Genomic DNA, 25,745 nt, shown 5'->3' on the forward strand with positions numbered 1-25,745 from the left:
AATGGAAAAAGTACGTGGAGGAGCAGACACTTGGATTTAAAGGACCTTAGAAAACAGATTGATGAGATAGATTCTTCTTTAGTTGAGCTATATGAAAAGAGGATGGAAGTCTCTTCTGCAATTGCGGATTACAAGATAGAAAACGGCAAAAAAGTCTATGACAGGGAGAGGGAGCTTGAGAAGATAAAGACAGTCAAGAGCCTTACCCATTCAGAGTTTAACAGTATCGGGGTGGAAGAACTCTTTTCTCAGATAATGTCTATGTCAAGAAAGCTTCAGTATCAGAAGCTCTCTGAAAAAGGTGCATCGCTGCGACTCCCCTTTATTCAGATCGATTCTCTTTTGGATTCTGCCAGGAGAGTTTGCTACCAGGGGGCAGAGGGAGCATATTCTGAAGAAGCTACCATCAGATTTTTCGGAGAGAGTGTAAACAGCTTTCATGTGGATACCTTCAGAGATGCCTTCGGAGCACTGGAGGATGGAAGCGCTGATTACGCGGTTCTTCCTATAGAAAATTCCACAGCTGGCATTGTCAGTGAAGTATACGACCTTCTTACTGAGTATGAGAATTATATTGTGGGAGAGCAGATAATTGACATAAAGCATTGTCTTTTAGGCGTTCCAGGAGCAAAGCTTGAGGACATACAGACTGTTTACTCACATCCCCAGTCACTGATGCAGTCATCAAGGTTCCTTGCAGAACACAGTGATATCAAGCAGATAAGCATGAAGAACAACGCCTTTGCAGCAAGGAAGGTCTCTGAGGATAAAGACAAGACCCAGGCGGCCATAGCAAGTAAGAGGGCCGGAGAGATTTATGGTCTTGAAATTATAAAAGAGGCTATAAATCAGGCGGAGTCCAATTCCACAAGATTTATAGTTGTTACCAATCAAAAGGTGTTCCTTAAGGGTGCAGGCAAGATCAGCCTGTGTCTTGAGATTCCTCATGAGGCAGGATCTTTGTACCACATCATGTCACACTTTATCTACAACGGCCTTAACATGACCAAGATAGAGTCAAGGCCCATTGAGGACAGAAACTGGGAGTACAGATTCTTTATCGACTTCGACGGAAATCTTGAGGACAGTTCTGTTAAGAACGCTCTAAGAGGCCTTAGAGAAGAAGCGAAGATGATGAAGATTCTTGGAAATTACTAATTAGCATTTTAAGGAGCGAATATGACCGGTGAAGTTTTTGCAGCAATTGATGTTGGCTCATATGAAATGGCAATGAAGATCTTTGAGCTCTCCGACAAGAACGGAGTAAGGGAGCTTGATCACGTAAGACATCGCATGGATCTTGGAACAGAAACTTATGCCAAGGGAAGTATCAGCAGTAGCCATGTTGATGAGCTGATAAGGATTCTCTCTGAGTTTCGCCAGAAAATGAAGGAGTACGGGGCAACTCACTACAAGGCCTACGGAACCAGCGCCATCAGAGAGACCAGAGATATCGTGATCCTTCAGGAGCTCATCAGGCAGAGAACCCATCTGCATATCGATGTACTGAGTAACTCTGAACAGAGATTTCTTGATTATAAGTCCATCGCTCTTAAGAATGAACAGTTCCAGGAGGTTATCAAAAAACCTACTGCAATCATCGATATTGGCGGCGGAAGTATTCAGATATCGCTGTTTGAGAAGGATGCTCTTATCGCAACCCAGAACCTTAAGACCGGTGTATTAAGACTTAATGCTGTCATGCAGACAGTGCATGCCACAAGAAGAGAGTATCCCGAACTTATTTCTGAACTTGTAAATTCTCAGCTCGCTGTCTTTTCCAAGATGTATTTAAAAGACAGAAGAGTTGAAAACCTGATAATTATCGACGACTATGTATCACCTGTACTCAGAAAGTTTAAGAGTGAAGGCAAGGTCATAGGTTATGCGTCTAATGAGGAGTACAGACAGGTACTTGAGAATGCAGCGGATATCAACGCAAGGCAGGTAGCCAAGAAACTCGATATCCCTGAAGAGAACGTATCTCTCCTGTATGTTTCCGCTATCCTTATAAAGTGCATCATGGATATCACCAATGCCGAGAACCTATGGGCTCCGGGCGTTACTTTATGTGATGGCATCGCCTATGAATACGCTGAGAAAAAGAACTTTATCAAGTCGCCCCACGATTTTGAACATGATATCATTTCCTGCGCTCAGAACATCTCCAAGAGATATATGGGAAGTAAGTCAAGAAGAGAGACTCTGCAGCAGATTGCGCTGGCGATATTTGACAACACCAAGAAGTTCCACGGACTTGGAAAAAGAGAGCGCCTTCTTTTGCAGGTTGCAACAATGCTCCATGACTGCGGTAAATACATCAGTATGGTCAACCTCGGAGACTGCTCCTACAACATCATCATGTCAACGGAGATCATAGGTCTTTCTCACAAGGAGAGGACCATTGTGGCCAACGTTGTAAGGTACAATCACGAAGAATTCGACTACTTCGGCAGTAAGAGTCCTTATCTCGAGGGCCTTTCACAGGAGGAATACCTTGTGGTTGCCAAGCTCACGGCAATCCTTCGTGTTGCCAACGGCCTTGACAGGACACACAAGCAGAAGTTCAAGGACATTAAGGTCAGCATAAAAGACAAACAGCTTATCATCAACATTGATACAAGGGCGGACATCACCTTGGAGAAGGGCCTGTTTACCAACAGAGCAGCCTTCTTTGAAGAAGTATTTGGCATAATGCCGGTCATCAAACAAAAGAAAATGATGTGAGGAATAGCATATGGCAAAAGACAAGTCATCCATCAATTTTGAAGATCCGAAACTGTATATAAACAGAGAGCTCAGCTGGCTGCAATTCAACGCAAGAGTGCTTTCCGAGGCTGAGGATACATCCAATCCGCTATTTGAGAGACTTAAGTTCCTCTCTATCTCTGCCAGCAATCTGGATGAGTTTTTCATGGTCAGGGTAGCTTCATTAAAAGACATGATAAACGCCGGTTACAAAAAGCCTGACATCGCCGGCATGACTGCAAGAGAACAGCTTGAGAAGGTCTTGGAGCAGGTTCACAGCTTTGTGGATAAGCAATATGACATCTACAACACTCAGCTTAAGCCTCTTTTGCTGGAAAAGGGACTTGAGGTAGCGGGAGATAAGGACCTTACTTCCAGGGAGACTGAGTTTGTCGACAGATACTTCGATGAATATGTGTACCCGGTTCTTACACCGATGGCAGTGGATTCTTCAAGACCGTTCCCACTTATCAGGAACAAGTCTTTAAATATCGCAGCTCTTCTTAAAAAGAAGGAGAAAAGCGATGAGATTGACTTTGCAACGGTTCAGGTTCCTGACGTGCTTCCAAGAATCATTGAGATTCCTGAGGGAGATGACAGTGACAAGCCAAGGAAGGTCATTCTTCTTGAGAAGATTATTCTTCGCAACATGCACAAGCTCTTTTTAAACTATGATGTTATCACCTGCTCAGCTTACAGAGTCGGAAGAAATGCCGACCTTTCTATCGATGAGGACGAGGCGGAAGATCTTTTAAAAGAGATCGAGAAACAGATCAAGCGTCGTCAGTGGGGTCAGGCCATCAGACTTGAAGTTGAAAAGGGTATAGATAAAAAGCTTCTTAAAAAGATAACTTCAGAACTTGAAGTGGAAGATAACGAGATTTACAGCATCGAAGGCCCGATCGACCTGACCTTCCTTATGAAGATGTACAAGCTCGAGGGCTTTGATGATCTCAAGGAACACAGCTATTATCCTCCTCAGAGCGTTCCGGAATTTGAGACGGGAGAGAACATCTTTGATGTGATCTCAAAGGGCGATATCCTTATGCATCATCCATATCAGACCTTTGAGAATGTGGTTAAGTTTGTTGAGATGGCAGCTGTGGATCCGGATGTTCTTGCCATCAAGCAGACGCTTTACAGAGTCAGCGGTAATTCTCCCATTATTGCAGCCCTTGCAAAGGCTGCCGATAACGGCAAGCAGGTAACGGTTTTAGTTGAGCTAAAGGCAAGGTTCGATGAAGAGAACAACATCGTCTGGGCCAAGATGCTTGAGAAAGCCGGATGCCATGTAATATATGGTCTTGTTGGACTTAAGACTCACTGTAAGATAACTCTTGTTGTAAGACGTGAAGAGGATGGTATAAAGAGATACGTCCACCTTGGAACCGGTAACTACAACGACTCGACAGCCAAGCAGTACACTGACGTTGGTCTCTTTACCTGTGCTCCGGCATTTGGTGAGGATGCAACGGCTGTATTTAACATGCTCTCCGGTTATAGCGAGCCACTTGGATGGAACAGGCTTGCCATCGCGCCTCTCTGGCTCAAGGACAGGATCATTGATCTCATTAAGAGAGAAGAAGAGCATGCACGTATGGGCGAGAGGGCAAGGATAGTTGCCAAGATGAATGCCATCTGCCACAAAGACGTCATTGCAGAGCTTTACAGAGCCAGCAGCGTAGGTGTTAAGGTTGATCTCATAGTAAGAGGTATATGCTGTCTTAGAGCAGGCGTAGAGGGAGTGAGCGAGAATATCACCGTCAGATCCATAGTCGGAAACTTCCTTGAGCACAGCAGGATATTCTATTTTGAAAACGGCGGAAGTCCTGAGATGTACGCTTCAAGTGCTGACTGGATGCCCAGAAACCTTGAGCGAAGGGTTGAGATTCTTTTCCCTGTAGAGGATCCGGGACTTAAGGAGAAACTCTGGCATATTCTTGATGTTGAACTTAAGGACACAGAGAAGGCTCACATCATGAACAGCAAGGGTGTATATGAGAAGATGTCAGAAAGGAAACTTGAGGGCACAGAGAGAGTCAACTCTCAGATGGTATTTGGAAAAGAAGCTGTGGAGGCGGTTGAAAGGCATGATCCCGGCAGTAGCAGAGTCTTTATACCGGAGATGAATCCAAAAGCATAATAAACAGATAGGGGAATTTATAACAATGAGATATATACTGGCTTCCGGATCGCCAAGAAGAAAGGAACTTCTTTCGAAAATCATACCGGAATTTGAGATAATCCCTGCAGTTTCAGAAGAGGTAATGACCAAAGAGCTTCCGTCTGAGATTGTTGAGGAACTCTCTTTTCAGAAGGCCGAAGAAATATTTAACAAAACTTTTACGAATGAAGAGGACACACTTGTTGTAATCGGCGCAGACACCGTTGTATCATATAATCATAAGATACTCGGTAAACCGTCAGACAGAAGCGATGCTTACAAAATGGTTGAAATGCTTTCGGGCAAGGCACACAGCGTTTATACCGGAGTCAGCGTCTTCTGGAATGAAAAAGGACTGCTAAAGAGCTTTACCTTTTCGGAGTGCACAGATGTGGATGTGGCATCAATGTCCGCTGATGAAATTCAGTGGTATGTTGACAGCGGCGAGTGCGATGACAAGGCAGGAGCCTATGGGATACAGGGGCTTTTTGCAAGATTCATAACCGGTATCAAGGGTGATTATTACAATGTTATGGGACTTCCTGTGGCAAGGCTTTACAAAGAACTCAAAGAACATGGACTATTATGAGAGGTATGGAGGAAAAGTTTATGCATGAGTATGACGAAGCTGTAATCAGATGTTTTCTTGAAAACCAGGGGCAGCTGTTTCCTGAGGATGTAGCATCTAATGAGGAAGAGGCTGAAGCTTTTCTTGAAGACTGCATGGCTGTAGTTGTTGAAGGAGTTGAAGAGGTAGAAGAATACTTCGAGGAATCCGGCGTCGATACAGAGGGCGGTAATGTTCTTGATGCTGATGAGGTGTTTGATATCGGAGACGGAAGATACTTAATAGTTGAGGGATAAAATGGACAAAAAGATATTCTTTTTTGATCTGGATGGAACACTTCTTAATTCAGAAAAAAAGATTACTCCGAATACTTTAGATGCCCTGAAGAGATTCACTGATTCAGGGCATTATTTTTGTATAAATACAGGAAGGGCGATAGACAGCGCAAAAGCAGTTTACGATGGACTGGGACTTGATTTTAAAGGGAGCTTTCTGTGCGGATCAAATGGAACTGAGATATACAGCGTAGATGAACAGAAATACGTATATAAGACCGGAGTTCCGCTGGAGCTTGTGGAGAGCATCCTTGATCTTGCAGAGGAGTATGATATGCACTGTCATACCTACAATGAAGATCACATTGTATCAAGGCACGATAACGAGTGCATGCAGTACTACAGAAGGGTCATCAAGACTCCGCTTATCGTCACTGACGATGTAATGTCCTATTTGAAGCAGCCACCTTCAAAGATGATAGCAATTGAGCTTCATGACAGAGAAAAACAGGAGAGGTTTAGGCTGGCACTTCAGGAAATGGTAGGGGATAGGCTTACTCTTTTGTATTCAAATCCAAATTATATGGAGATATTCCCTTCAGAGGCCGGAAAGGGCAGTGCAGTTAAAAGACTCGCCGGTATCCTCGGGGTTGACGAAAAGAATACCTACGCAGCAGGTGATGAGCAGAATGATATCTCCATGATCGAGGCGGCCGGATGCGGAATCGCCATGATAAACGGAACGGATCTTGTAAAAGAGTCTGCTGATGTGGTGACAAGGTTTGACAACGACCACGACGGCCTTGCAGAGTTTATTCTTGGTGCGATATAAATTTAGTGTTGTCTGCATCACTTTAATGTGCTAAACTAAACGAGGTTTTGTAAAAAATGAAGAAAAGAGGATTTTGCCATGAATATAGTTTGTCTTGACCTTGAAGGAGTACTGGTACCTGAGATTTGGATCGCCTTTTCACAGGCCAGCGGAATACCGGAGCTTAAGAGAACAACCAGAGATGAGCCCGACTATGACAAGCTCATGAAATGGCGTATTGGAATTCTTAAGGAGCATGGCCTTGGACTTAAAGAGATCCAGGATACCATAAGAACTATAGATCCGCTTCCCGGAGCAAAAGAGTTTTTGGACGAGCTCAGAAGCCTTACCCAGGTTATCATCATAAGTGATACCTTCACTCAGTTTGCAACTCCTCTTATGGAGAAGCTGGGATGGCCCACTATTTTCTGCAACAGCCTTGAGGTTGCGGAAAGCGGAGAGATCACAGGCTTTAAGATGAGAATCGAGAATTCCAAACTCACAACCGTTAAGGCACTTCAGTCTATCGGTTATGATACTATAGCCAGCGGAGACAGCTACAACGATCTTGCTATGATCGAGGCCTCCAAGAGTGGATTTTTATTCAGGACTACAGATAAGATAAAAGAGGATTATCCTCATCTTCAGGCTTTTGAGGAATACAGCGATCTTCTTGCAGCAATAAAAAATGTTTTATAAAGTCTTAATACTATTTCAATTGTAATAGCGTGAATAATTATTTAAAATTAAATTAACTATTAACGTGCAGTAAGGAAAGAATTGAGGAACCGTATGTGGAATTACGGCTACGCAATCCATAGTTTATTCGTACTATTTATAATCTTGCTGTTTTATTTCTCGTTACCCAGGCTTTCGGTTAAGATCAACAGGACATTTTTGTATCTTTTGTGGGTTGAAAGTGCAGTTTTATTCTTTGATATCATTGCAAGCTGGGCCGACAGTAATATTTCAGAGGTGGGCTTATCGGTAGCTCATCTTTTGAATGCCTGCTACTTTGCATTCTTTTTCTGCAGAGCTCTTGCTTTTTTCGAATTTACTTCAATTGTATTTAAACGCAATTATGCTTCAAACAGGGCTGTTTTAGCCCTTGTTTGTGTGCCCTTTGGCGCGGGTTTTATGTTCAGCTTATTAAGCCCATGGACCGGACTTATCTATAACCTGGATGGAGGGCAGTATCACAACGGGCCATATTATTTCCTGCTGTATTATGTTTCATATTTCTATATAGCATTTTCTGTTTATGTCACACTTAAGTATAGAAATACTATCAGAAAAAGGCATTTTCTAACGATGCTGTTTTATAATGCCGTGCTTTTAGCCGGGATTATCTTCAGAAAAATCTTTCCATCATATCTGCTTATGGATAGTTTCTGTTTAATAGCGATAATTACTGCATATCTGGCATTCGGTAATCCGGAGTTTTATCTTGAGACGAGAGGAAAAATTTTCAACAGTAATGCCTTTAGGGATTATTTCGAAGAGAACAACGGAAAGTTAAAACATAAGATTTTGGGTATAGTTATCCATAATTATATGGAAATGAGAGACATTTATGGCGGAAGGCAGCTGGATCAGGGACTTACTCTGATAAGCCAGTATCTTTTAACTGCATTCCCTGAATATGATGCATTTTATTACAGAAACGGAAGATTCTTTTTGGTCAGCGATAAGGAAATGCCCCTGGAGAAGGCTGTAGAAGTTATCAGAGAGAGGTTTAAGAATCCATGGGTATCTGAGAACCTGGAGATTTATTTGGAGGTTGCTTTTTGCGGAGCTCTCGTAAACGGAAAAGTTGCTTCATCCGATTTCCTTTTAAGTACACTTATGGATGCCATGGAGAAGGCTGATAAGGGCGACCTGAAAGAGACTGTAGTTGTAACCGAGAAGGAACTAAATGAATACGTAGATAAGGCTGCTCTCAAGAAGAACCTTGAGTATGCTGTAGAGCATGATAAGGTTGAAGTTTTCTTCCAGCCCTTTATAGAAGCAAAAAGCGGAAGGCTCGTCGGAGCAGAGGCACTGGCCAGGATAAGGGATGAAAAGGGCAATATCATTCCTCCCGGTTTATTTATCCCTGTGGCTGAGGCAAACGGCAGGATCAATGCTCTCGGAGAACAGATATTTGAGAAAGCATGTAAGTTTGCTTCAGATTACAATATGACAGATATTGGAATGAAGTGGGTGAGTGTCAATCTTTCTCCTGCTCAGTTCATAAAAAGAGATCTGGCGGAAAGATACGCTTCCATAGTTGAAAAGTATGGTGTTGATCCAGAGAAGATACACCTTGAGATCACCGAGGTTTCCCTGGCAGATGAGAGCATAATGAACAAACAGGTTCAGGCCATGATAGAGAAGGGATTTGAATTTGCCCTGGATGATTACGGAACGGGATCGTCAAATCTCTCCAGAATAAAGAGCTATCCCTTTGTTGATATTAAGATCGATATGAGTGTTGTATGGGACTATTGCAAAAAGCCTGACGAGATTCTTCCCAGCATGATATCGACTTTTAAACGCATGGGATTTAAGACCACATGTGAAGGAATAGAAGATGATAAAATGAGAAAGATAGTAACAGAGCTTGGAGCTGACTATCTTCAGGGATATTACTATTCCAAACCGATTCCCATGGATGAGTTTATAAAGAAATACAGCAGTTGCAATTTGCCGGGCAATCCCATATAATACGAACTGTTGCAAGCTAAAGTTTATTATATGAGGATTTATTAAATGATCAGTGCAAACAATGTAACCCTTAGAGTCGGTAAAAAGGCTCTTTTTGAAGATGTAAACATCAAATTCACAGAAGGTAACTGCTATGGCATCATCGGTGCCAACGGAGCAGGTAAATCTACATTTCTTAAGATCCTGTCAGGACAGATAGAGACCACCAATGGAGATATCGCTATAACTCCCGGTGAGCGTCTTTCTTTCCTTGAACAGGATCACTTTAAGTACGATGATAACGTTGTTCTTGACACCGTTATGGGTGGAAATGCCCGTCTTCTTGAGGTAATGAAGGAGAAGGATGCAATCTACGCCAAAGAGGATTTCTCCGATGAGGACGGAATAAGAGCAAGTGAGCTTGAGGCTGAATTTGCCGAGATGAACGGATGGGAAGCTGAGTCAGATGCCGAGAGTCTTCTTAACGGACTTGGTATTGAGACTGAGAACCACTACAAGCTTATGAAGGAGCTTGACGGTAATCAGAAGGTCAAGGTTCTTCTTGCGAGAGCTCTTTTCGGAAATCCCGATATCCTGCTTCTCGACGAGCCTACCAACCACCTGGATTTGGACGCTATTGCATGGCTTGAGGAGTTCCTCATCAATTATGAGAACATCGTTATTGTAGTATCCCACGACAGATACTTCCTTAATAAGGTATGTACATACATTGCTGATATCGATTACGGCAAGATCCAGCTCTATGCCGGTAACTATGACTTCTGGTATGAGTCTTCACAGCTCATGATCCGCCAGATGAAAGAAGCCAACAAGAAGAAGGAAGAGCAGATCAAGGAACTTAAAGAGTTCATTGCAAGATTCTCAGCTAATGCTTCCAAATCCAAGCAGGCTACTTCAAGAAAAAGAGCTCTTGAGAAGATCGAGCTTGATACCATCAAGCCTTCAAGCAGAAAATATCCTTACATTGATTTCAGACCTGATCGTGAGATCGGTAACGAAGTCCTCACTGTTGACGGAATCTCCAAGACCATTAACGGAGAGAAGGTTCTTGATAATATCTCATTCGTGGTTCAGCACGACGACAAGATCGCTTTTGTAGGCGGTAACGAGCTGGCTAAGACAACTCTTTTCCAAATCCTTATGGGAGAGATTGAGCCGGATGAGGGAACCTACAAGTGGGGCGTAACAACTTCACAGGCGTACTTCCCCAAGGATAATACAAAAGAGTTTGACAACGATTACAACATCACAGAGTGGCTTACAGGTTATTCTGAGATCAAGGATTCCACTTATGTAAGAGGCTTCCTTGGACGTATGCTCTTTGCGGGAGAGGACGGAATCAAGAAGGTTAAGGTTCTTTCCGGAGGAGAGAAGGTAAGATGTCTTCTTTCAAAGATGATGATCAGCGGTGCAAACTGCCTTATCTTCGATGAGCCTACAAACCACCTTGATATGGAGTCAATCTCCGCACTTAATGACGGAATGATAAAGTTCCCGGGCGTTGAACTTTTTGCCTGCAGAGACCACCAGGTTGTACAGACAACAGCCAACAGGATCATGGAGATCCTTCCGGACGGAACACTTGTGGATAAGAGATCCACATATGATGAGTACCTTGAAAATGATGAGATGGCCAGAAAGCGTACAGTTTATAACACTGTTGCCGATGAGGAAGAAGACGACTAATTACGTCTTTATATAAATAAGGTCAATATCTATATAGGAGGAGCAGTTATGCAGGAGTACAGTCCAGTAAAAGAGGGAAAAGTTCGTGAGATCTACGATATCGGTGAGAACCTTATCATGGTTGCTACCGACAGGATCTCAGCATTTGACGTGATCCTTAAGAACAAGGTCACAAAGAAGGGTGCAGTTCTTACACAGATGTCTAAGTTCTGGTTTGATCTGACAAAAGACATTGTAAAGAACCACATGATCAGTACAGATACGGCAGATATGCCTGAGTTTTTCAGATCACCTAAGTTTACAGGTAACAGTATGCTCTGTAAAAAGCTGACAATGCTTCCTATAGAGTGCATCGTAAGAGGATATATAACAGGTTCAGGCTGGAAGAGCTACGTTCAGGACGGAACAGTATGCGGAATCAAGCTCCCTGAGGGACTTAAGGAATGCGACAAGATCCCTGAACCCATCTACACACCAAGCACCAAGGCTGAGATCGGTGATCACGATGAGAACATCGATTTTGACCGTAGCGTAGAAGTTCTTGAGAGAGACTTCCCCGGACATGGCCTTGAGTATGCTACAAAGATAAGAGACTACACAATAGCTCTTTACAAGAAATGTGCAGAGTACGCCCTCACAAAGGGAATCATCATTGCAGACACCAAGTTTGAGTTTGGCCTTGATGAGAACGGAGAGGTAGTTATCGGTGATGAGATGCTCACACCCGACAGCTCACGTTTCTGGCCTGTAGAAGGATATGAGCCCGGTCATGACCAGCCTTCCTTCGACAAGCAGTTCGTACGTAACTACTTAAAGGCTAATCCTGAGTGCGACTACAACCTTCCTCAGGAAGTCATCGACAAGACCATCGACAAGTACCTTGAGGCTTACAGACTCCTCACAGGAAAAGAACTTGAGATCTGATTAAGAATATGAATAAAAAATACCGCTCGGACCATATACAGGTCCGGGCGGTTTATTTTTGCCATTATTTAATCATCTACATCAAAGTGTTCAAGGACATTCTTTTTAGCTTCAGGTCTTGAGTCGCCGTGTTTAACCATGAGCATTGTGAAGAATGCCAGGGTTGAGAAGATAAAGGCGTATGGGAACAGTGTCCTATAGGATACGTGTTCAAGAAGGAAGCCTGAAAGGATAGGTGTAAATACCTGAGCGGCCATTGAGAAGGTGTAGTAGGTCCCGGTGTACTTGCCGATGTCGCCTGATTTACTCATCTCAACAACCATAGGATAGCTGTTTACGTTGATGGCTGCCCAGCCGATTCCGATTATTGCGAAAAAGACATTGACGATTCCGTTATATACAGGCATCAGCGCTGCTACAAGATAGCATATACTCATGAGAACTACGCCAAAGAGTATTACTTTCTTTCGTCCTATCTTGCTGGAAACAATACCTACGGGAACATAGCTGATGATGGCTGCAACCATGGCAATCATCATGGTCATTGCGTAGCCATCACCGTTAAGGTGCCAGACTTCGCTGACATATCTGGTGTAAGCAGTGGTGACAGCGTTGTATGCCATGTACCAGAATGCAACCGATAATAATAGGAATACAAGGCTCTTAAATACGTCTTTTGGAAGAGCTTTACCTTTGTTTGCATTGTTCCCTTCTTCGTTTTCAAGCTCTTCACCAAGGGAGTGAAGTCCGCCTTCTTCCTGTATCTTTTTGGCTATGACAGGCTCTTTTACCGTAAGAAGAAGTACCAGGACTGCTATGCCCATGATCGCAAGTACGCCACACATGATAGGAGTGTAGTTGACTTCAGCAGCTGAAGTATTGCTGTCAATGAATACCATGGTAAGAACCAGAGTGAAAGCACCACCGAGAGCTCCCATGAGATTGATTATGGCATTAGCTGAGCTTCGAAGCGGAGCCGGTGTAAGGTCAGGCATAAGCGATACGGCAGGTGATCTGTATGTACCCATGGCTACGAGAAGAAGCAGAAGCACTATAATAAAGAAGATAAGGCTGCCGGAAGGCTTTGCTACCTGGATGAGCACGAAGTAAAGTACCATGGCAGATATGGTTCCGAATAAGATGTACGGAGTTCTTTTTCCGAGCTTTGTGTTTGTCTTGTCGGAGAGAGCTCCGAAAAGCGGAAGAAGAAACAGCGCAAGGACATTGTCCAGGGCCATTATAACGCCGGTAAGAGTCTCGCCCAGGCCAAAGTTGTATTTGAGTATCTTTGGAATCTCGTTGTCGTAGAACTGCCAGAAAGCTGTGATGGACAAAAATGCAAGTCCAATTAGAATGGTTCTCCTATAATTTAGTTTCATTTCCCCCAAAATCCCCCTTTTTGTATAGGATATGAATTAAGAATAGTGTAAAAATAAACTTTTTACAATCACTTCACAGAATTTTTTCCATTATAGGCACTATATTTCTTGCGTAATCAAGGAAGACAATGTAAAATAATTGGCGGACAAGTTATAAATTTATCAATTTCAGGAAGTGATTTGATGGTTACAATCAAGGTTTTATGCATAGTTCTGGCAGTTTTGGCAGTTCTTTACTTACTTATTATCATGCCAAGAATGACAAGGAGACCTGACAGAAAACCATACCTGAATGTCCTTTATGCTCACAGGGGACTTCATGATAACAATACCGATGCCCCGGAGAACACAATGGCTGCTTTTGGCAAGGCTGTTATGGCAGGATATGGAATAGAGTGCGATGTTCAGCTGACCAGGGATGGTGTTCCGGTAATTTTCCATGATTTCACACTGGCAAGAGTAGCAAGATACTCAGGCAGTGAGATACCGGAAGATGCAGTCAGAAACGAAGATGGCAGCATAGGCGTAGCCGGTAAGGTTATCGATTATACCTTTGAGGAACTTCAGAAGTTTCATATTCTAAATTCTGAAGAAAAGATACCGAGGTTTGAAGATTTTCTTAAGCTTGTAGACGGAAAGGTTCCGCTTATCATTGAGCTTAAGATCGAGCGAGGAGATTTGTCCGTATGTCCTAAGGTAGATACGCTTCTTAGAAACTACAAAGGTGTGTACTGTATTGAATCTTTTAATCCGTTGGGGATAATCTGGTACAGAAGACATCGCCCCGAGATTTTCAGGGGTCAGCTTTCAGATCAGTTCCACAGGGATAAGCCCGAGGAATTTAAAGGAGCACTGTATTTTATACTCACCAATCTGTTTTTCAATTTTTTGGCAAAACCGGATTTTATTGCGTTTAACCGCAAATATCCAAAGAGTCTTTCAATGCAGCTTTGCAGACATTTGTACAAATGTGTTACCGCTGCCTGGACTATCAAGGATCAGGAGCAGCTTGAAGCAGCTAAAGAGGACTTTGACATTTATATTTTTGACAGCTTTATACCATCATAAGGTAATTCCTGTGTATTAATCACACAGTAGTTATAAAAAATGTATATATGAAAGGTTACCGGATTGTATTCCGGTAAGAAAGGTAAAAACATGGCGAACAAATGGGTTTATATGTTTAGTGAAGGTGACATGACAATGCGTAACCTCCTCGGTGGTAAGGGTGCTAACCTTGCTGAGATGACAAGCATTGGCCTTCCGGTACCACAGGGCTTCACAATCACAACTGAGGCTTGTACACAGTATTACGAGGATGGTCGTAAGATTAACGACGAGATCATGGCTCAGGCTATGGAAGGCGTTAAGAAGATGGAAGAGATCAACGGCAAGAAGTTTGGTGATCTTCAGAATCCTCTCCTTGTTTCCGTTCGTTCAGGTGCTCGTGCATCTATGCCTGGTATGATGGATACAATCCTTAACCTTGGTCTTAATGACGAAGTTGTAGCAGCTATGATCAAGGGCAATCCTGATCCTGCTTTCGAGCGTTTCGTATATGATTCATATCGTCGTTTCATTCAGATGTTCTCTGATGTAGTTATGGAGGTTGGTAAGAAGTACTTCGAGCAGCTTATCGACCAGATGAAAGAGAAGAAGGGCGTTAAGTTTGACGTTGACCTTACAGCAGCAGATCTTAAAGAGCTTGCTGAGCAGTTCAAGGCCGAGTACAAGAACCAGCTTGGTAAGGACTTCCCTTCAGATCCTGTAGAGCAGCTTAAGCTTGCTATCGAGGCTGTATTCCGTTCATGGGATAACCCTCGTGCTAACGTATATCGTCGTGACAACGACATCCCTTACTCATGGGGAACAGCTGTTAACGTAATGCCTATGGTATTCGGTAACCTTAACAATGAGTCAGGTACAGGTGTTGCATTCACACGTGACCCTGCTACTGGTGAGAACAAGCTCATGGGTGAGTTCCTTATCAACGCTCAGGGTGAGGACGTAGTTGCAGGTGTTCGTACACCTATGCCAATCGCTCAGATGGAGCAGGAATTCCCTGAGGCTTATGCAGAGTTCATCAAGGTTTGTGAGACTTTAGAGAATCACTACCATGACATGCAGGATATGGAGTTCACAGTAGAGAACAAGAAGCTCTACATGCTTCAGTGCCGTAACGGTAAGAGAACAGCTCCTGCTGCTCTTAAGATCGCTTGCGACCTTGTTGACGAGGGACACAAGACTCCTGAAGAGGCAGTTGCAATGATCGATCCTCGTAACCTTGATACACTTCTTCACCCTCAGTTCGACGCTGCTGCACTTAAGGCTGCTACTCCTCTTGGAAAGGGTCTTGGCGCATCACCCGGAGCTGCTTGCGGTAAGGTTGTATTCACAGCTGATGACGCTGTAGCTTGGGCTGAGAGAGGCGAGAAGGTTGTTCTTGTTCGTCTTGAGACATCACCTGAGGACATCACAGGTATGAAGGCTGCTCAGGGTATCCTTACAGTTCGTGGTGGTATGACATCACACGCTGCCGTAGTTGCTCGTGGTATGGGTGAGTGCTGCGTATCAGGTTGTGGCGACATCAACATGGACGAGGAGAACAAGAAGTTCACTCTTGCAGGAAAAGAGTTCCACGAGGGAGATTACATCTCAATCGATGGTACAACAGGTAACATTTACGATGGTCAGATCGCAACAGTTGATGCTAAGATCGCCGGCGAGTTCGGACGTATCATGGCATGGGCTGATGAGTTCAGAAGACTTAAGGTTCGTACAAACGCTGATACACCTGCTGATGCTAAGAAGGCTAGAGAGCTTGGTGCTGAGGGTATCGGTCTTTGCCGTACAGAGCACATGTTCTTCGAGGAAGACAGAATTGCTGCATTCCGTGAGATGATCTGCTCAGATACAGTAGAAGAGAGAGAAGCTGCTCTTGAGAAGATCCTTCCTTATCAGCAGAACGACTTCAAGCAGCTCTATGAGGCTCTTGAGGGATGCCCTGTTACAATCAGATTCCTTGATCCACCTCTTCACGAGTTCGTTCCTACAACTGAGGACGAGATCAAGAAGCTTGCTGACGCTAAGGGCAAGAGCGTAGACGAAATCAAGGCTATCATCAATTCTCTTCACGAGTTCAACCCTATGATGGGTCACAGAGGATGTCGTCTTGCAGTTACATATCCTGAGATCGCTAAGATGCAGACAAAGGCTGTTATCCGTGCTGCTCTTGAAGTACAGAAGGCTCACTCAGACTGGAACGTTAAGCCTGAGATAATGATCCCTCTTGTATGCGAAGTTAAGGAGCTTAAGTATGTTAAGCAGATAGTAGTAGAGACAGCTGATGCTGAGATCGCTGCTGCAGGTGCTAAGCTTGACTACGAAGTTGGTACAATGATCGAGATCCCAAGAGCTGCTCTTACAGCTGATGAGATCGCTAAGGAAGCTGATTTCTTCTGCTTCGGTACAAACGACCTTACACAGATGACATTCGGATTCTCACGTGATGACGCTGGTAAGTTCCTCAATGCATACTATGACACCAAGATCTTTGAGAACGATCCATTTGCTAAGCTTGACCAGACAGGTGTTGGTAAGCTCATGGAGATGTCACTCAAGCTCGGTAAGCCTGTAAATCCTTCACTTCATGTAGGTATCTGCGGAGAGCACGGTGGAGATCCTTCATCAGTTGAGTTCTGCCACAAGATCGGACTTGACTATGTATCATGCTCACCTTTCCGTGTTCCTGTTGCAAGACTTGCTGCTGCTCAGGCTGCTATCGCTGAGAAGGCTGAGAAGAAGTGCGACAAGTGTGGTGCAGACACAAAGTCTTTCGTAGATGACGAGACAAAGGCTAAGCTTGAAGAGGCTGCAAAGAAGGCTGAGGAGATCGCTAAGGAGCTCGCTGAGCAGTCAGCTGAGGTTGCCAAGGCTGGTCTTGAGGGTCTTAAGGCAGGCGTTGATGCTGCAGTTAAGGCTTACAAAGAGGCTAGAAACAAATAATTGATCATTAAATGATCTTTAGAGAACCATCCAATACGGGTGGTTCTCTTTTTTGTGATAAAATAGGGGATGTTGGAGGTTTAAAATGCGAGGAATAGACTTACATACACATTCAAACTGTTCAGATGGAACCTTTTCGGTAAAAGAGCTTATGGACTATGCCCATGAGAAGAACCTTTCCGCCATTGCCCTTACCGACCATGACACGGTTGATGGCCTTGATGAGGGAGCTTTATATGTAAAAGAGAATTATCCTGATATGGAGTTTGTCCCGGGAATTGAGTTTTCTACTGTGGAAGAGGGGAAAGACGTTCATATTGTCGGACTCTATATAGATCATCACAACACTGAATTTACCGGTAAGCTGCAGCAATTCATTGACTCAAGAACAGAGAGAAACAAGAAGATGTGCAAAAAGCTATCTGAGGAGGCCGGCATTCCAATATCCTACGAGGAGCTTGTCAGCTCTTTTCCCGGTGCTGTTCTCACAAGAGCCCATTATGCCAAATTCATGGTGGACAGGGGATATGCCAGGAACAGAAACGAGGTATTTGATAAATACATAGGAGATAACTGCCCATACTACGTTGAAAGAGAAAAGATATCACCGGAGGAAGCCATTGGCTATGTGCTTGAAGCCGGTGGAGTACCTATTCTGGCACACCCCATACTGTATCATATGAGCGACAGAAAACTTGATGCTCTGGTGTCAAGGCTAAAAGACGCCGGGCTTAAGGGAATAGAGGCCATCTACTCAACCTACAGTCCCTCAGAAGAGAGGCAGATAAAAGAACTGGCAGCTAAGTACAACCTTGCTGTGAGCGGAGGCTCTGACTTCCATGGAGCCAATAAACCAAAGATTGATCTGGGGACGGGAATGGGCAAATTATTCCTGCCGGAGGACCTTCTGGGCCCCATAAAAGAGATGTCTCTTTTTTATGGTGAAACTGCACAATTTTGACCAATTTTAATTTGTCAGAATACTGTATGAATTGTAGCCCGTGAATTATATAATGATTGATGTACTCTAAATATTTCTTAGGAGGAAAGTGTATGAAAAGACAAAGGGTTTTAAAAAGTGTATTATCAGTTCTACTTGCATTGGCAATGGTATTAGCCACAAGAGCTACAGCTTTGACAGCTTTTGCTTACAATCCTGTAGCAGAGGTCAAGACAATTGCCGATGTTCCTGCCGATCTTTCCGGCAAGACAATCATTCTTCATTCCAATGATGTTCACGGAGCTATCGGACGTTATGCTTATATAGCATCTGTTAAGCAGAACTTCCAGAAGAGGGGAGCTGAAGTTATTCTGGTTGATTCCGGAGACTTCTCTCAGGGAACTTCTTATGTAGCTCAGTCAAAGGGAGCTGATGCTGTTACTTCAATGAATGCAGCGGGATATGACATAATTACTATCGGTAATCATGAATTTGACTACGGCCAGACTCAGCTGCGCGCAAATATTGCAGTGGGTAAGTTTAAGACAGTCTGCGCTAACATTCTTGATGCAAATGGCAATCCTATTTTTGATCCCAATACCATGTATACAACAAAGTCAGGTCTTAAGCTTGGATTCTTTGGTGTAAATACACCCGAGACACAGACTAAGTCCAATCCTGTATTTATTAAGGGACTTACATTCCTTTCAAAGGGCGATCTGTATGCCTGTGGACAGAAGCAGGTAGATGAGCTCAAGGCACAGGGTGCTGATCTTGTTATCTGCCTTGCTCACCTTGGAGTTGATAAAGAAGCTGCAAGAGAAGGTATCAGCAGCGATATCTTCTATGATCATGTAAAGGGTATAGATTTTCTTTTTGATGGACATTCACACACAGTTATGAGTGCTGAAGGCAAGGAACAGATGGAATCTACAGGAACTAAGCTTGAGACCATCGGCGTTCTTGTTATCGATGATGCTACAAAGAAGATTGAAAACAGCTATGTCCTTAGTCTTGACGGACTTCAGAAGGAAGTAGTAGCAGATGCGATCACAACAAACATTATCAAAAGAATAAACGCTGAGTATGATGTTGTATTTGCTAAGAGCGAGGTTAATCTTAACGGTGAGAAAGCACCCGGAAACAGAACTCAGGAGACCAACATGGGCGACCTTGTATCAGAGGCAATGCTCTGGACAGTTACAAAGGATGCAGGCTCAATATCTGTTGACCCTTCCCATGCGGTAGCAATTACAAACGGTGGTGGACTTAGAGCGCCAATTAAGGCCGGAGATGTTACCAAGAAAGACGTCAACACGGTTCTTCCTTTCGGCAATACAGTTACTGTTGTATATGTAACAGGTGAGCAGCTTCTTGAGGCTCTTGAGGCTTCAACCTTCTGTACACCGGATCCCGTTGGTGGCTACCCTCAGACAACAGGAATTAAATTTACCATCAATACCGGCAAGTCATATGCAGCAGGCCCGGCATATCCTGCATCAACTTATCATAAGCCTGCAAGCATTAACAGGGTAACAATTGAGAGTATTAATGATCAGCCTTTCTCTAAGACAGATACATATGCTGTAGTTACAAACAACTTCATCTCTGATGGTGGAGATACCTATTATGGTTTCTCACAGGCAACAGAGAAGTTTGACACAGGTATTCCTCTTGACGAGGCAGTTATGGCATACATAACAGAAGAACTTCATGGAAATATAGGAAGTAAGTATGCTGAGCCTCGCGGAGATCAGACAATTAAGTAATTCAACAAAAATTAAGCCTGCCATGCAGATTGCGTGGCAGGCTTCTTTTCATATACGATCAATATTAAAGGTGCTGATCTCTCTTAACCTTATCGTACTGCTTGTTGAGCCATGGATAGATAGCTGCTGTGAGCTTCATATCAAGGTTGAAGATATAGACAGTGAAGGTCAGGGCGAAGAGAGCAGCGATAACGATCACTATTACTTTTATAACATGCAAAAATGTTGCCATTTCTTTTTCTCCTTGTGTTATAGATTTAAGTGAAATTCCATTACCAGCTCTTTTCATCCGGAAGAACTTCAAGTGATGGATCAATCGGCTCCTCGTTAAATACTGTCCTCATGAAGGAGTTGATCTGATCACGAACGCCCTGGCGGGAGATGATACGTGGATCGAAGAGGTCGTGGGATACCCAGACAAGAGGGATACCCTTTTCACGGGCCTTTTCTTCGAAGAGACCATGCATTCCATCGAGGGCCTTGCAGCTCATGTGCTCCCAGAGGATAACCATGTCTGCGTTGAACATCTCAACAAACTCCCAGAGCTCATCAAGAAGAACCTTGTAACCGCCGTGGGTTCTGTTTCTCATGATCATGTTCTCAGTAAGCCATGCCATATCGTAGATGGCCTGTTCTCTGTTCTCGGGAGTGTCCTCGGTGACAAGCTTCTTGGTGGATACCATTGAAAGCATATCTGTAAGAGGAACAATACCCCAGCAGTTAAGGAGCCATACCAGGAAGTCCATGTAGTAGTGGGACTGAACGCCCCAAACGATAGCACGGTGTCTGTATTCCTTGGCTGCCATTTTCTTTTTTGCATAAGCCTGACGAGCAAGTTTGGTTATCTTTTTATCTGCCTTCTCGAAGGCTGCAACTCTTCCGCAGATGGCCATGTAGTTGGTCTCTGTGTAGAGAGCAAGGTTTGAACCAAATACCTGAGGGTAAGGAGTACGGTTCATTTCAAGCCACTCCTGACGGCACTCGGTTGCGTAGTTAACACGCTTTGCACACTCAAAGTATGCCTTCCAGTCCCATTTAACGCCGGTGTGCTTCTCGATGAAGGCGATGGCGTTTCTGATCTCCTGAGCAGCATATTCCTGAACGTCATCCTCTCTGTGACGAAGAGGAGCAGCAAGCTGGAATACAGGGATTCCATTCTCCTTCTCAAGACGCTGGGAGATTACACCGTTACCAAGAAGTGAACCGTCGCAGGTTGTGTTGCATTGGATAGCGCATGCACCAAGGATCGGAGCATCATCGTCTATGGAAACACCTGCCTCAGCCTCGGGCATGGGGCATACGTCTCCGGCAAGACCGTATTCCTGAGCCACATCAATGTAGTGGCAGGCAGCGTACTGATTAAGGAGAACCGATACATAGGTGGAAGGAGTTTCTCTTGAGAGACATTTAAGAGTGGGGAAGCCCATCATTACAGCTGTCATCTCGTTTTCGTCAACAAGAACCACCTTATCTGAAAACTTCTTGTCATTGCCGATCCTGCGATCACCCCTAAAGAGTGAGTCAAGGAGCTTGGCTACGTCGTCGATAACAAGGTCCTGCTCCTCGTGACAGATACGCAGGTACTCACCTCTAAGACCCTGTGTATGTCTGTCTACCATCATGGGAACAGCCAGATAGTTGGCCATCCAGCGATATCTGAACATGGCCTTTACATTTCTTGGCTTCATGACGAACTTACCAAGAGTCATCATGATTTTAAGCCATCTTGAATAGTCGTACATTGTGTCCGCAAGTCCGCGCCATTCACGTCTTTTCCTGACCAGGGACCCCTCTTTATAAAAATCACCGAGCCTGTCGGCGCCAATCTCTTTAGCCATTTGCATCACCTCGCTGAATCTTTTTAATCTCTATGCTCTCGACGAAGGCCTGTACTCTGGTGGTCATCTGTCCGGATACACCAATGCTGTAAGGTCTGTCAACCGAAAGAACAGGATAGCCGTACTTATTTCTGAGGATAGTTGAACCCATCATCTTTTCATAAGCCCATGGGTCGCAGAATTTCATCTGCTGGTAGATAATGCCGTCGGCTTTGTATTCTTTGGCAAGCTCATCCACGTAGATCCTGCGGTGATCCATTTTGTCAGTGTTCATGTAGCGAGGGCATTCACCTCTGTTCATATAAGCTCTGCAGATCTGAGTAAGAGGATCTTCCTCATCGTTTAAAATGATAGGATTTCTGCCCGGAAGAGAGCCGTAGCAGAAGCGGTCGGCACATACATAGGCGCCGGCGTCCTCAATGAGCTTAACAAAGTCTGTGTCGTCAACTTCAGAGCCTACAACAAGTACCCTTGCCCTGAAAGCATTCTTCTCATCAGGCTCGCGGGTCTTTAATTCCTCTAAAGTCTCTTCGAGCTTATCCAGTAAAAGATATTTAGGAGCAACATAGGTTGCCAGAGTGATCACATTAAATTCATAGCCGGTGATACGTGGATTTTCTTCCTTCCTGAAATCACCGATTGCGCGGATCAGCTCGCATACGCGGTTGTGATCTGCTACGGCTTTCCTGATAGCCTCATCGGAAATATCGATGCCGTATTTCTCGCTAAGCGGCTTTAAAATATGGTTTCTGCACTGAACTACATAGAGATTAAGACCGTTGTCGTCGGCCTTCATGGGAATCTCCATATACTCGAAAAAGAACTTGTCCTTACCCTTGCCAAGAGTATTTAAAAGTTCCATATTCTCTATGCAGCGGTTCATCATAGAGCAGCCGTCGGGAGTGATTATTGCGTCAGCAAAATTATAGCCTCCTTCAATAGCACGCTCTAAAAGAGCACGGCTGTATTCGCATAGAAAACTTGTCATGTAGTAAGTGGAGATGTCCAAGGATCCTGTCCTTGGTGCACGGAGACGTGCGGAAAAACACCCCGGAAGATTTAGTAGCGGCTCGGGAGTGTTTTCGCAGGCGTAGGCAACACAAATATTGCCATCTGCCTGTGCTTTTTGAACCAGCTCATTGTTTGCCTCAAGGAGCAGATTCTCGAAGAAAATCAGATGTTTTAAGTCTTTCACTATTTCCCCTACCTTCTTATTAATTATTTATAAAATAAGTCTAATAGAATAGGGAAAATATGTCAATTAATAGTGCATTTGCACGATATATTGATTTATAATATAAGGTAGTATCGATAACTGGACCGTCTTGAGGTATCTATGGCAAATTTAAGTTACGAAAGTACTGCTTCAAGTTCATATTCGGGACTGGATGTCTTTAGTGGAAACTCCTATGAGAATGAATTAAAGCTCTGTCAGGAGATGGGAGCCGATGTACAAAAGCTTAAGTCCCTTCATTTCAATACACTTCAGCTTTCGGAGATAAGAAAAGGCTTGTCCGATAAGCTCGACGTAAGCAAATACATGGATCCAAATCTTTCATGGGGTGCCATGGAGGAGATACGCCTTGAGATGTATCAGGGCATAGATATGTCTTCTTACAGAGAGCAGGGCTTTGATACAACTCAGCTTTCGCAGATAAGAGAGGGCCTTGTCGCCGGAATCGATGTTACTCCCTATGCCAAAAAAGTATATTTTGCTGACCAGATGCGTGAGATCAGACGCGGTCTGACAAAGGGAAGCGAAGTTCCCATCATTTTCTATCAGGATCCTGCCTTTGATGCGCTTCAGATGAGAGAGATCAGAAAAGGTCTCCAGGCGGGTATTGATATATCTCATTATGCCCATGTGACCATGCCATATCTGAAGATGAGAGCCATAAGAACGAGCGCTGAGGATGGCCTTGTTTTTGAACAGAAGGATATCGACAGATACAATGCCGGCATTCTGAATCAGATGCACAAGGCATATTTGGACAAGGTTGATATCTCAAAATATATCGCCCGGAAATTTGATGCAGAACAGCTTGAAGAGGTGAGAATCGCCATAAAGAAAGGCCTTCCCATCGATAAATACATCACTGATGATATGAGAGGCGATACCATCAGAGAAATCAGGATCGGCCTTGAAAACGGCGTTGATGTTAAGCAATATGCAGATGTTGCATACGGCTGGCAACAGATGTATGAGATGCGTATCGGTCTTGAGCATCAGTTAGACATAAAGCCGTATTGCAAGCCTTTATATCAGGCTGATCAGATGAGAGAGATAAGACTTGGTCTTGAGGAGAGCCTTGATGTATCCAAGTTCTCATCTCTGATGTACACGGCAAGAGATATGCGCCGCATACGTCAGAGTATGCTTGCTGAAAATATAGGTGGCAAAAAAGGCGAAAGCATTGATCAGAAAGCTGAAACTTCACCTGTATCTCCCAGCAGAATAACCGGTGAAGACGCCTTTGTTAATGATATGCTTGAGCACCGTGACACCTACCTCAACTTTGAGGAGGGTAACATGATGTGCTTCCTTACTTTGCCTGAAAGAATGGATGGCAGAAAATATACTGAGGAGATTATCTTTAAGTTCCTTGAAAAAGCCAAGGTTATCTATGGCGTAGACAAGGAAGCGGTAAAGAAAATAGGCCGTGAAGGTAAGCCGGTCATAAGAGCTTTAGTAGCTGCAGGAATGGAGGTTGTCAACGGACGTAACGGATACTACGAGTACTTCTTTGATACTTCCGAGGAACTTGAGCCGGAGCTTCTTAAGGACGGAACCTGTGACCTTGATAAGATGAAATGTCTGCAGCCTGTAAAGGTTGGAGATAAGATAGCTGAATACCACAAAGCCACCAAGGGAACTGACGGATACGATGTATTCGGCAATTACATAAAGGCAATTCCGGGAAAAGAGATACCAATCCTCAAAGGTACCGGCTTTATGATCATGAACGACAGAATAAGTTATGTCGCAACTTATACCGGAGCTATACGTATGGTAGAAGGAAAAGTTGAGATAACCAAGCTCATGGTGGTTCAGGAAGTAAAGATAACGGACAAGAAGATCAAGTATGACGGTACAGTCTTTGTAGTCGGAGATGTCTTTTCTGGAAGTGAGATAGAGGCAACGGGAGATGTGATCGTAGGTGGACATCTTGAGAGCTCAACTGTTGTTTCCGGCGGAGAAGTTGTCATAAAGGGCGGAGTGACCTGTCCGATTCGAGGCGGAATCACTGCAAAGGGCGATGTATGTGCCAAGTATTTTGAAGGCGCTACAATCAGCGGAGAGAATATTTCCGCCAACTACTTCATCAACTGTAAGGTTGAAGCAAGAGGCTATGTAAAGACCTACGGAAGAGTCGGCATGATCTACGGCGGAACCATTAACTGTATTTACGGAATAGAAGCAGCATCCGTGGGTAATAAGTCAGGAGCCAGAACCATCATCAACCTTGGTGTAAACTCCGGTATCCTTTCAAAATACAATAATGCTCAGAAGAGTATAGTCAGAGAAGTTGAGCAGCTGGAGACTTTGAACACCGAGAAGGAGAGGCTAAAGGAACTCGGAGCCGGAAACCGTGAGCTTATGCAGTGGAAGGTCAAGATAAATGCAGCCGTAGCTTCCAAAGAGACCAGGATAAGAGAGCTGAAGGCTGAGATAGCATCTCTTGAAGAGGAGATAAACAAGAGTAACGGAGCAAGCGCTGTTATCACTGAGATGGCCTATGCAAATACCATATTTGTCATCTCGGGTGTTATCTACAGGCTTGAGAGCGACAGAAAAACTTATGACAAGATGATATTCAAGGCGGATGCCAAGAAAGAAAATATTATAGTTTTATAAGGCCGATTGTAAAAAACGTACTGCCGCAGGTGACTGTGGCAGTATTTTTTGTGAAAAAGAGCGATTGTTTAGGACT

The 25,745-nt window shown here is 44.0% G+C and carries 19 protein-coding genes; 15 read left to right on the forward strand and 4 right to left on the reverse strand.

Annotation, left to right across the window (positions count from 1 at the left end; genetic code table 11):
- The first annotated feature begins 30 nt into the window (after nt 1-30).
- From pheA to G633_RS0114335, 10 genes are all read left to right on the forward strand, one after another.
- Nucleotides 31-1,158: a prephenate dehydratase gene (gene pheA, locus G633_RS0114290; protein ID WP_026520334.1), complete on the forward strand. Its 1,128-nt coding sequence runs from the start codon at nt 31-33 to the stop codon at nt 1,156-1,158.
- Nucleotides 1,159-1,179: 21 nt separating this feature from the next.
- Nucleotides 1,180-2,727 carry a Ppx/GppA phosphatase family protein gene (locus tag G633_RS0114295; protein ID WP_022769036.1) on the forward strand — a complete coding sequence of 516 codons (1,548 nt, stop codon included), beginning with the start codon at nt 1,180-1,182 and terminating at the stop codon, nt 2,725-2,727.
- Nucleotides 2,728-2,737: 10 nt separating this feature from the next.
- A complete protein-coding gene (locus tag G633_RS0114300) occupies nt 2,738-4,891 on the forward strand; it encodes an RNA degradosome polyphosphate kinase (protein WP_026520335.1) in 2,154 nt (717 codons plus the stop codon).
- Between the two features lie 25 nt (nt 4,892-4,916).
- On the forward strand, nt 4,917-5,501 hold the full coding sequence (locus G633_RS0114305) for a Maf family protein (RefSeq protein WP_022769039.1): 585 nt from the start codon (nt 4,917-4,919) through the stop codon (nt 5,499-5,501).
- A 20-nt stretch (nt 5,502-5,521) separates the two neighbouring features.
- Complete coding sequence (locus G633_RS0114310) at nt 5,522-5,776, forward strand: hypothetical protein (RefSeq protein WP_022769040.1); 255 nt, start codon at nt 5,522-5,524, stop codon at nt 5,774-5,776.
- A 1-nt stretch (nt 5,777) separates the two neighbouring features.
- Nucleotides 5,778-6,587 carry a Cof-type HAD-IIB family hydrolase gene (locus G633_RS0114315; RefSeq protein ID WP_022769042.1) on the forward strand — a complete coding sequence of 270 codons (810 nt, stop codon included), beginning with the start codon at nt 5,778-5,780 and terminating at the stop codon, nt 6,585-6,587.
- 78 nt (nt 6,588-6,665) lie between these two features.
- Nucleotides 6,666-7,265, forward strand: coding sequence for a bifunctional phosphoserine phosphatase/homoserine phosphotransferase ThrH (thrH, locus tag G633_RS0114320; protein WP_022769043.1), 600 nt, complete (start codon nt 6,666-6,668; stop codon nt 7,263-7,265).
- Nucleotides 7,266-7,358: 93 nt separating this feature from the next.
- Entirely contained in the window at nt 7,359-9,272 is a 1,914-nt protein-coding gene (locus G633_RS0114325) for an EAL domain-containing protein (protein WP_026520336.1), read from the forward strand.
- 45 nt (nt 9,273-9,317) lie between these two features.
- Nucleotides 9,318-10,958: an ABC-F family ATP-binding cassette domain-containing protein gene (locus G633_RS0114330; RefSeq protein ID WP_022769046.1), complete on the forward strand. Its 1,641-nt coding sequence runs from the start codon at nt 9,318-9,320 to the stop codon at nt 10,956-10,958.
- A gap of 48 nt (nt 10,959-11,006) precedes the next feature.
- Entirely contained in the window at nt 11,007-11,882 is an 876-nt protein-coding gene (locus G633_RS0114335; RefSeq protein WP_022769047.1) for a phosphoribosylaminoimidazolesuccinocarboxamide synthase, read from the forward strand.
- A 68-nt stretch (nt 11,883-11,950) separates the two neighbouring features.
- Here the strand turns inward: G633_RS0114335 and G633_RS0114340 are convergent, their stop codons facing one another.
- Nucleotides 11,951-13,261, reverse strand: a complete 1,311-nt coding sequence (locus G633_RS0114340; RefSeq protein WP_022769048.1) for an MFS transporter — start codon at nt 13,259-13,261, stop codon at nt 11,951-11,953.
- 183 nt (nt 13,262-13,444) lie between these two features.
- On the opposite strand from G633_RS0114340, the gene G633_RS0114345 reads away from it, so the two are divergent.
- From G633_RS0114345 to G633_RS0114360, 4 genes are all read left to right on the forward strand, one after another.
- On the forward strand, nt 13,445-14,329 hold the full coding sequence (locus tag G633_RS0114345) for a glycerophosphodiester phosphodiesterase family protein (RefSeq protein ID WP_022769049.1): 885 nt from the start codon (nt 13,445-13,447) through the stop codon (nt 14,327-14,329).
- A 90-nt stretch (nt 14,330-14,419) separates the two neighbouring features.
- Entirely contained in the window at nt 14,420-17,266 is a 2,847-nt protein-coding gene (ppdK, locus tag G633_RS18630) for a pyruvate, phosphate dikinase (RefSeq protein ID WP_022769051.1), read from the forward strand.
- Nucleotides 17,267-17,351: 85 nt separating this feature from the next.
- On the forward strand, nt 17,352-18,227 hold the full coding sequence (locus G633_RS0114355; protein WP_026520337.1) for a PHP domain-containing protein: 876 nt from the start codon (nt 17,352-17,354) through the stop codon (nt 18,225-18,227).
- Between the two features lie 92 nt (nt 18,228-18,319).
- On the forward strand, nt 18,320-19,975 hold the full coding sequence (locus G633_RS0114360; protein ID WP_026520338.1) for a bifunctional metallophosphatase/5'-nucleotidase: 1,656 nt from the start codon (nt 18,320-18,322) through the stop codon (nt 19,973-19,975).
- 64 nt (nt 19,976-20,039) lie between these two features.
- Here G633_RS0114360 and G633_RS20165 read toward each other — a convergent pair whose 3' ends face one another.
- From G633_RS20165 to G633_RS0114375, 3 genes are read right to left on the reverse strand one after another with little or no spacing between them, the layout of a single operon-like run.
- Nucleotides 20,040-20,207 (reverse strand): hypothetical protein, encoded by a 168-nt coding sequence (locus G633_RS20165; RefSeq protein WP_022769055.1) that lies wholly within the window; start codon nt 20,205-20,207, stop codon nt 20,040-20,042.
- 40 nt (nt 20,208-20,247) lie between these two features.
- On the reverse strand, nt 20,248-21,813 hold the full coding sequence (locus G633_RS0114370; RefSeq protein ID WP_026520339.1) for a 2-hydroxyacyl-CoA dehydratase family protein: 1,566 nt from the start codon (nt 21,811-21,813) through the stop codon (nt 20,248-20,250).
- Nucleotides 21,806-23,008: a 2-hydroxyacyl-CoA dehydratase family protein gene (locus G633_RS0114375; protein WP_026520340.1), complete on the reverse strand. Its 1,203-nt coding sequence runs from the start codon at nt 23,006-23,008 to the stop codon at nt 21,806-21,808. The genes G633_RS0114370 and G633_RS0114375 overlap by 8 nt, the downstream gene beginning before the upstream one ends.
- A gap of 141 nt (nt 23,009-23,149) precedes the next feature.
- On the opposite strand from G633_RS0114375, the gene G633_RS0114380 reads away from it, so the two are divergent.
- A complete protein-coding gene (locus G633_RS0114380) occupies nt 23,150-25,669 on the forward strand; it encodes a FapA family protein (protein ID WP_026520341.1) in 2,520 nt (839 codons plus the stop codon).
- Nucleotides 25,670-25,745: the final 76 nt, after the last annotated feature.

The sequence above is a fragment of the Butyrivibrio sp. FCS006 genome, from assembly GCF_000424525.1.
GTDB lineage: Bacteria > Bacillota > Clostridia > Lachnospirales > Lachnospiraceae > Butyrivibrio.